The organism is candidate division KSB1 bacterium, from assembly GCA_034506395.1.
GTDB lineage: Bacteria > Zhuqueibacterota > Zhuqueibacteria > Thermofontimicrobiales > Thermofontimicrobiaceae > Thermofontimicrobium.
In genome coordinates this window covers 1-9708 of sequence record JAPDPQ010000063.1, presented here as the reverse complement: position 1 = coordinate 9708, position 9708 = coordinate 1, and the positions used below count along the sequence as shown (strand labels likewise).

The following is a 9708-nucleotide window of genomic DNA, read 5'->3' as shown; positions in this document are numbered from 1 at the left end:
TCGATGCCCTGGTTTCGGCGCTGAATTTCGGTGATCCCAACGCCAAAAACATCATCAATGCCTGGGTCTATGAACATACCAATGGCAAAATCAACAAGATCGTCGAAAAGATTAATTGGGATGATGTGATGTTTCTGATCAATGCCATTTACTTCAAAGGCATCTGGAAATATCAGTTCGAGGAAAAAAATACTGCGGATGCGCTGTTTACTTTGCCCGACAATTCTCAAGTTCCGTGTAAAATGATGGCGCAGACGGGCGAATTCCAGTATTTTGCCAACGACCAGTTTCAGGCGATTGATTTGCCCTATGGGGATGAGCTGTTCAGCATGGTGGTCATTCTGCCCTCCGCATCGGCCGATATTGATGAGTTGATTTCAGAGCTGGATCAGAATGATTGGAATCAATGGCTGGGTTCTTTTCAAAAAGAAAAAGGGACGATTTTTCTGCCACGGTTCAAGCTGGAATACAAGCTGAGGATGAATGATGTGTTGATCGCCCTGGGCATGGGCGTGGCATTTTCGCCTGGCGCTGATTTTACACGGATGTTCAAGCCAGGAGGTCTGTTCATCAGTGAAGTCAATCATAAAACGTTTGTCGAAGTCAACGAGGAAGGAACCGAGGCGGCGGCTGTGACATCGGTGGTGATTGGCAGGACATCAACGTCAGGATTTGTGATGCGGGTGGATCGGCCTTTCATCTTTGCCATCCGAGAAAATCATTCGGGGACGATTCTTTTTGTTGGGAAGATTGTCAACCCGTCTTAGGATTTACGAATTACGAATTACGATTTTAGATTTAAAAAATTCCCAACGGATGATAAGACTAGACTGCTGCAGAATTGAAATTGTTGAGTCATTCCGAACGGAGCGCAGCGAAGTGAGGAATCTGTATATTTTAAGATCTGTTGATTCTCGATCACCAGATTTCTCGCTTCGCTCGAAATGACAAGCAATTGCTGATAAATTTCATTAATCAGATTAATTAAAATTAGACGCCAACGGATGAATCTCTAAAAAAATCCGTTGTTGTCCTATCATCCTTTGGGGAAAATAAATTTTTGATGAGAGGTATCCATGAAAAAAATATCCATTTTTATTGTGATAGCCATCTTATCACTTTTATTCTATTTCTGTGACAAAGACAATTCCATTAACGGAATAAAAATCCCAGCAGGCGCTTATGCTTACACTGGCTACGATTCCACAGGTGCCAAAATCGTCAAGGGCTGGATCAAAATCGTTTTTGATGATAGCATTACCATTTCGGGCGAATGGGAGCTGGATAAAATTGGTGATCCAAAAAGTATTGGCCCACAAGTTGGCTCGGGAACTCTGATGGGCGCTCTGGAGAATCATCAGCTTTTTCTGAATTTGAATCCCAACTATGTCGATAACAATGTTTTTTTAACCTGTGCTTATGATGAGAAAAAATTAGCTGGCAAATGGAATTATTCGGGATTTCCAGGCATAATCAACTACGGAACTTTTCTGGCCGAGAAAAAATAAGCAAAAAACAATATCATTTAGCTACGAGATTTTCATGTCATTTCGAGCGCAGCGAGAAATCTTTTAATCAGCTAATCTGGAATCGTGAACGGATTCCTCACTCCGCTGCGCTCCGTTCGGAATGACACCATTTCTCTTTGATCTGATGATACTGAATCTGAGGCAAATAACTCATTCGGGAGGAGATTTATCAATGAACAGCAAAACACTTTTTTCAGCTTCGATAATTCTTGTCATCACCTGTAGCTTTGTTAATCCCGCCTTCAGCCAATACTGGGGCGAACGTGTCCTCGAAAAATCCTTCGAGCAAATGGATTTTTTCTTTATGCCCAATTATCTCAATCCGTACGGCCTGAGCAATTTCTCAGCCACCACGCCAGGCTTGATCGATGATCCGCTGTTGAATCTGATCATCAATCCTGCCTATCTTTATTCGGATTCATCGAGAAAGACCTATTTCTACCTCGATTTCAGAAATTCACAGATCAAACAGAACAAAAATTACGATTACTATCCCTACCTCGATTCCCGTAGCGCATATTCTGTTGATAGGATTTATTATCCCATCTACTTTATCCAGACCCGAAAGGCGCTGGAGCCCGTCTTTTCCACGGCGTTATTGACCCGACCGCTGCGATCGTTGAATGGGTTATTTCTGGGCTTTTCCTATCAGCTCATCTTTCAAAATGAAGCCTACTACTCGGTGCCACAGGATATTTATCGCTCCAATATCGGCTATGATTATGCGGGCAATAAAATGGCAGAGACCTCCAACATTCCGATTGTGGATCGCTACAAGGGCGCCGATGACATGCGCCAGACGGGACATTTTCTGTCGCTGTTTTCAGGCTATGAAATTTCCCCTCGATTGCAGCTCGGCTTCCGCTTGAATCGAACCGCCTTCAGTCGGGATGGCTCGTATGGCTCGCAGAACTTCTGGGAGAATAACTCGAGCTACAAGTACACCTCGGTCTGGTACGACATGCGCTGGCGGCATCAGAATTACGATCACTGGGACGTAGCGGGCGGGTTGAATTTCCAAGCGTCGGATCGAACCAAAATTGGCGTGCAGGGCGGCTATCTCTGGGCCAATGCGGATCAGTCCTATATTCAGGAAGATTCTTCTCTTTATAAATACGGCCAGATCAATGTTGGCAAAGAGTGGAACTACTATTGGAAGCAGGGCGGCAGTGGTCAGCGCTGGGATCATGAGGGCAATACCGTTTATGGCGGCCTCAATTTGCTTCGACAACTCGATGCGAGCAAATCGTTGCTTTTTTATTACTCCTATCATCAGCAAAATGCCGACATCACGCTTTACTCGCACCTGAACGATTCTTCGTACAGCAATTATCATTATGAGTGGAATCCAGAAACAGACTATTATTATTCCGAATGGGACTATGCCGTGCATGATGTGCGAACGGGCATAGGCGAGCGCATCAACAAAAGCCATCGCTTCATGGGTGCTTTGCAGTGGCAGATCGAACAGAACAAAAAGTTGCACATCGGGCTCAATGTGGAATTCCTGAAACGGCGGATCAACACCGATGAGCATGTCCTGCTGGATCGCCACAGTCGCTCCAAATACACTTCGTCCTACAATCCGTATCGCCAAAATTATTTCGATGCCACTAAAGAGGATAAGAATCTGCTGTGGGAATTCAAAGCCGATGTGATCAATTTTCAGATCCCGATTATCTTCACCTGGAAGCTATCCGATGCCGTGGAAATCCTGATCGGCTTGAACCGCAAGATGACCAACTGGGACATCGACGACATGACGCTGGCCATTTTCAAATATCGAGAGACCACGGCGGATTCGGTGACGACCACCAAGACCAATTTCGGCGAGCGCTACACCGAGCCGAGTGAGCGCCGCAGCGATGTGCAGACCACTATGCTGGGCGGCATCACCATTTCGCCATCAAAGTTTTTTAATGTTAGATTGCTGGCCGTGCCCAATTTTACTAACACCTATCAAGGGACAACGCTCAAAGAGTTTCAGTGGTGGATTGGGATTAGTTTGTACCCGTAGAATTTGGAATTGGTCAGTGATCAGTATTCAGTGATCAGTATTCAGTGATCAGTATTCAGTGATCAGTAGTCAGTGATCAGTGATCCGTAGCTCGATGGTAGATCAACTCCTATTTGGTAGCTTGGACAAATATGTCTAACTTTGAAGTCATTCCGATCCGCCAAACGGCGGAGAGGAATCCGTTCAAGTCATTGGTTCTGCATAATCAAGAGATTCCTCATTCCGCTTCGCTCCATTCGGAATGACTGCAAATTTAGAAGTTTTAACTCCCAGCGGAAGTGGAGCACATCTCTCATTCCGATAAAAAATAGAAAGGAAGAAAACAATGAAAATCCGATTGTTATTTTTCCTTTGCCTGCTCATTTTGATGTGGCAAATCCCATCAACTCCTTTCGCTCAAAAATTAGAGCCTTACGGCTTGCAAGGAATGAATGTCACAGCCCTGGCTTATTACAACGGGGCGCTTTTTGCGGGAACCGATGGCGAAGGACTGTTTGTCCACAATCCGTCTGATTCGATCACGAGCAAATTCTGGAACGAATTGGGATTGAAGGGCGTTCGGATTCGCTCAGTTTATCCCCATGATATTGGACCGATTGGCTGGGGAATTACCGTTGGAACCGAGCCTGATAAAGCTGCAGGAGATTCGGTGCTGACCTATTGCTGGTCGATCTATGATCCGAACTGGGTGGTTTCTGATAGCAATCTGGATCGCAGCAAGATTGACGTTATTCATGCCTTTGATGGATTCCCCGATCCCCGAATATGAGGCGAAACATTCGCTGGAGGTTCCAGCGGAGTGTTTCGCCGCCAACTGGCTTCCAATAGTTGGGAGCAGGTTCTAAATGTCGGTTCAGGAACAGCCTGGGATATAACGATTGATCAATTCAATGAGGTGCTTTGGGCTTGTGGTGTGAGCGATTCTTCAAAGCCCTGGATCGCTAAATCGAAAGATAGAGGCGATAGTTGGGAAACTACATTTTTAGAACTTGAGAGGGAGGATAATGTTTGCTATCAAATTGCTATTCATCCTAACAATCCCGATATTATCTACCTTGCCGTGAACGAATCAGTGATCAAAACCACTGATGGCGGAAGAACCTGGCGTTATACTGGCTTACGAAGAACCATGGCTCGTTTATATGGACTGGCCATTGATCCATTTGATCCCAATCATCTCTGGGCGGCTGGCGAACTAGATATAAGTTATTTGGTTGAATGGATGAAGTTTTTTGCCCTGTATGAAAGTTTTGATGGTGGCACAAATTGGCGATTTGTTCCATTAGTTGTTCCTCAGGTCCCCAGCCAGGGTATCACCTCCATTATAGCCGATCCCAACCAACAAAACGTGCTTTATCTTGCCACAAAGGGTGATGGCGTCTGGCGCTATGAAAGCAAACCGCTATCGTTAGCCAGCTATTTTCCTTTGCAGATCGGAAATTGGTGGACTTTTTCAAAATCGTTGACTGAAACGATTATTGATACAGTTCGGATCAATGATAGCCTCTATTTTCAATTCGATCAATTCCGTCACTTCCCGAATGCCCTATTACGAATGACCTGGGATGATAAGCTGTTGTTAAGAAGCGACACCACTGACCAGCTCTGGCTGGATTTTTCTGCAGCAATCGGCGATAGCTGGAAAATCACAACGCCACTGGCTGAATGGACCGTTCACCTTGAAAGCAAATCCGATACCGTTATCGTCCCAGCAGGCACTTTCACCAATTGCTATCGCTTCTGGTTTCAATTCAATGGTGCTGATAACGATTGGGTGGAGTGGTATGCCCATGGGATCGGCCCAGTGAGACGGATCCTCTATGGCATTGCGATGATCGAATATCCGCTAACATCTGCTTACGTGAATGGCTTGCATCTGCCAACGGAAATCGAAAAGACTCCAGAATCCAATTTGCCCGAACAATTCTATCTCTATCCGAACTATCCCAATCCATTTAATGCAATGACGACTATCTCCTTCGACTTACCTTTTTCGAGCGACGTGACACTGGAAATTTATAATATCATGGGTAAAAAGGTACGCACGTTATTGGCTGACCAGAGACCAGAAGGTCATTTTGAAGTTCAATGGGATGGAAGCGATGAATCAAATCAGTCGGTCGCCAGTGGTATTTATTTTTGTCTGCTACAAATTAGCACGAACCAATCAAGCGAGGCAGTGATACAGGTTCGGAAATTGATGCTGCTGCGCTGATGTAGGACAGGATGGCATCCTGTCCTACAAAGGTTCAATGGGATGGGAGGGATGAATTGAACCAGTCGGTTGCCAGTGGCATTTATTTCTGTCGGCTGCAAGCTAACAAAAACCAATCAAGCGGGGCTGTGGTGCAGGTTCGGAAATTGATGCTGCTTCGCTAACATTCGGACAGGATGGCATCCTGTCCTACAAAAAAATGAATTTGTGACCCGCTTGAGAGAACTGAGAGACCTGATTATTGACATCATTGAATCGAAACCTGAGTATTAGAAATTGCCCCCAGCAAGAAGTGGGCGTCTTTAAAGAAAATATGGCGAAGAAAGGGTTTCCAGCTTATGTTCAGGTACTTAATTTTTTTAACAACAGTCTTATTTCTTTTCAATTGCGATAAGAATGCGACTGACTTTGAGAGGTTTGAGGGCAAATTGATTGCCAAAACAGACAAAAATTTTTAACTTCTTAGTGAATCTATTAAAGTCTTAATCCACAATGGTACACCTGAGACTGCATTCTTTGGACATTGCGCTGAACGTATTGTGTTTTTTTTTTGAAATAAAAAAGGGCAATGATTGGGTTGAATATGGAGGATGGGGAATGCCATGCCTAGCTATTTTTCCAGCGGGAACCAAAAAAATAGCACCATTTAAGTCCTATTCGGATAAAATCATACCTAATCAAGCAGGCATTTATCGTTTGAAGTTTCCATTTAGCTGGCATGAAGAGGATACCTGGGAGGATTGGCTATTTTCTAATGAGTTCACGGTTCACTAAAAGGTGGAGATCAATCCGTTTTGTCGCCACAACGAAGAGCACGAATTTAACAGGAAGTGAGGTGCATTATGAAGAAAAAATCAATCTTTATTTTGATCTTGCTTGGGTTGACGCAGCTTTGTTTTGCCAATCCTGACGCTCCAAAATTTGCCATTATCAGGCTGGATTATCTCTCTTTTTCAATCAAACACATTTATTATTTCCAACAGCCCTATCAACAGGATCAGCCAAAAGAACATGAGCGAGTTTATCATGAACTTTTTGTACACATCACGCCTGCGAGTGATTTCGGCGGCACAACAATCCGCAGTGCCAAAACAGGCAAAGTAGTCTACGAAGCGACCACAGTCTGGGCTGGAACAGGCAAACACCTTTTTCCCTCAACAGAATTTGAAATTGGTAAACCTGATACAATTATCAAGCCCAATCCTGAATTCATTGATATTGAAAATTGCTTTTTCACCAAAGGTGATTCCACTCGGGCTGATACCGCCTATCAGACTGCCTCAAATTATGCTCCGTTTAAATTTTTTGAGGCTGACCGATATGGCGCATTCATCTATCTCCATTACTTCTCGGTCGGCACGTCCGATCCCTATACGGCTGAATGGGTCATCATTTTTTACTCGCTCGCTGAGTCCAGCTCAGGTCGCTGGGTAGATATTTCAGGCGATCTGCCCAATTTGCACATCAACTCCATCGCTCCCCATCCATTCTACACCGATTCATTGTATGTTGGAACCGATGCGGGTGCCTTCCAAACCAACGATGGGGGCAAACACTGGCGGCTGATCAAATTCGATGACAACCCAGCAGTGAAAATCACCCAAATCAAAGCTGAGTCGCACCCCATTCTGGATTGGACTGTGCCAGTGCTCTGGCTGGGCACCGAAGAATACACCATGATTCCCGAGGACCGATTGGGCCGAATTTTCTTTAGCGTCAATGGTGGGATGGAATGGAAAAATACGTATTTCCCAAAGATCGCTGTAACAGCTATCGAAGTGCCCTATGATTCCTCGCTGGTCGCCTTTGCTGGCGCCTACAATCCCTTTTACAATCAAGACGGGTTCTATGCCAGCGACGATACGGGCTGGGTCAAATTCGATCTCACGCCTGGTGATACCACCGCCATTCGGATCAACGATATCGATGTGGATGGGCTCAATCCGAAGCGCATCTTTCTGGCGACATCCAATGGCCTATTTGCTACAACCGATGGTGGCAAAAGCTGGAACCAGATCGATCCCCATCATCCCTCGACGGCCGTGGTTATTTCTCCCTTCAATCCCAAAGAAATTTATGCCATTCTGCTCTGTGGCACCCGATCCGAGGGCATTTATCGCAGCAACGATGATGGTCAGAATTGGGATCGCCGCTGCTGGACCGTCAATGCCAGCAATTTGATCGCTGACCACCGAACTCCAGGTGTTTGGTACTGGTCGGTGAAAAATGTCGGCGTGTTCAAAAGCAGCGATGATTGCTCAACCCATATCGAAATCAATGAAGGTTTGAAGGAGAAGGACATCCTCTGCCTGGTTCAGGATCGGCGGAATCTCAAAATATTGTATGCGGGGACAACGCATGGGATTTTTCGGTATGAAGAAGTACCGACATCAATCGAAAAAAAGGACAGCGCACCTGCGAAACATCCTCCCTCAGATTTTGGATTGTTCTCTTGCTATCCCAATCCATTCAACGCTGCGACTGTTATCCAATATTATCTGCCTCAAGCTTGCCATATCAAATTGGAGCTATTCGATACCCTGGGACGCCGCGTGGCGCTGCTTATTAATGAACCCCAATCGGCTGGACCGCATGCTGCAATATGGACTGGGAAGGATCAACATGGCACTGCGCTTTCGGCTGGGATCTACTTCGTTCGAGTGACAGCCGAAAAAACGACCTCAAAAATGAAAATCCTGCTGTTGAAGTAGCAAGGTGGAGAAAAACCCCTTTATATAATTCTTTAGATTTTTGCAAAAGAAACAATTTTGTCATTCCGAGCGAAGCGGAGAATCTTGTCAATCAATTGACTCTATATAAACTGCAGATTCCTCACCCCTCCGCCAAATGGAGGATCCGCTCGGAATGACCGCAAAATTTTAATTCTGCAGAACTCTATTCTTCTTTAAATTCTAAAATGAACTCAAGCAATTTAAAAAATTTTATCCATTGAACAAACGGAATAACACGAAATTTTATCTTTCAAAAATATCTTCTGTGGTCTTTCGTGGTTTCCTTGGGGCGATTTTATTTTGAACTTCTTATTTTTGAATTTCAGGCTTTAGACTATTCAAAATAAACGCAACATCATTTCGGGGAGTGATTTTCTGCTTGACATTCGAGGCGATTTCGATTATATTAAGCCAACACATTTTAAAATTGAATCGAATCAACTGAGCAAATGCCCCATGGATTACTTTGTGGATCGTGACGACGAACTATTGGCCTTCAAAGCGGCGCTGACCACATTATGCGATAGCAAGGAAAAGCCGCCCATCCTGCTGTTTCACGGCAAAAGCGGTATGGGCAAGACCTGGCTGTTGAAAGAGTGCCAGCGCATTGCCGATCAACACCCCAAAAAACCGTTCACCATGTACCTGGACTGCAACCAGACCAACATGTCGCTGGAAGTATTGTTCAACGACATCCACACCCAACTGGAAAAGTCTTTCAAAAAATATTTCGATGACTACATTAAATTTCTGGAGACGGTGGCGGACATCGAAAAGAAGATCGATGAGGAGGCCACGGTCAATCCCGAGAATGCTCAGAAGGTGGCCAGCGCCATCTCGGCCGTGGCGTCGAAAGCCATTGCAGCGGCCGTGCCTGGCGTGGCGGCAGTGGTGGGGGAACAGCCCATCAAAGGCGTCACCGATGTGGTGACGGGATTAGCCGCCGAGGGGATCACCGCCCTGCGCCAGAAGTTTGCCGATAAAAAATTGGATCGAAAGAAATATCGGCTGTTTCTCAAAGACTTGCAGGCCGAGCAGGCGAAAAAGCTGGCCGAGATCCTCAATCAAATCGCCGATAAGGAGAACCGCCCCATCGTGCTGCTGGTCGATAAATTCGAAAAATTGGCTACAGCGCCCAATACCCGCTCCGACAGGCCGTTTTACGAGTACTGGCGGGACTGTTTCGTCCAGTCGCTGGGTAAAAACATCTTATTA

The 9708-nt window shown here is 45.3% G+C and carries 8 protein-coding genes; all 8 read left to right on the top strand.

Annotated elements, in window-relative coordinates:
- Nucleotides 1-767: serpin family protein (locus ONB37_20085; GenBank protein ID MDZ7402462.1), on the top strand; the 767-nt coding region annotated here is incomplete at its 5' end.
- Nucleotides 768-1076: 309 nt separating this feature from the next.
- The gene (locus tag ONB37_20080; GenBank protein MDZ7402461.1) at nt 1077-1508 is read left to right on the top strand and encodes a hypothetical protein; all 432 of its coding nucleotides are present in this window, start codon (nt 1077-1079) and stop codon (nt 1506-1508) included.
- Between the two features lie 193 nt (nt 1509-1701).
- Nucleotides 1702-3546 carry a hypothetical protein gene (locus ONB37_20075; GenBank protein MDZ7402460.1) on the top strand — a complete coding sequence of 615 codons (1845 nt, stop codon included), beginning with the start codon at nt 1702-1704 and terminating at the stop codon, nt 3544-3546.
- Between the two features lie 325 nt (nt 3547-3871).
- Nucleotides 3872-4315: a hypothetical protein gene (locus tag ONB37_20070; GenBank protein MDZ7402459.1), complete on the top strand. Its 444-nt coding sequence runs from the start codon at nt 3872-3874 to the stop codon at nt 4313-4315.
- A 30-nt stretch (nt 4316-4345) separates the two neighbouring features.
- Entirely contained in the window at nt 4346-5761 is a 1416-nt protein-coding gene (locus ONB37_20065; protein MDZ7402458.1) for a T9SS type A sorting domain-containing protein, read from the top strand.
- Between the two features lie 597 nt (nt 5762-6358).
- On the top strand, nt 6359-6535 hold the full coding sequence (locus tag ONB37_20060) for a hypothetical protein (protein ID MDZ7402457.1): 177 nt from the start codon (nt 6359-6361) through the stop codon (nt 6533-6535).
- A 68-nt stretch (nt 6536-6603) separates the two neighbouring features.
- Complete coding sequence (locus ONB37_20055; protein ID MDZ7402456.1) at nt 6604-8472, top strand: T9SS type A sorting domain-containing protein; 1869 nt, start codon at nt 6604-6606, stop codon at nt 8470-8472.
- 477 nt (nt 8473-8949) lie between these two features.
- On the top strand, nt 8950-9708 hold a 759-nt coding region (locus ONB37_20050), incomplete at its 3' end, for an ATP-binding protein (protein MDZ7402455.1).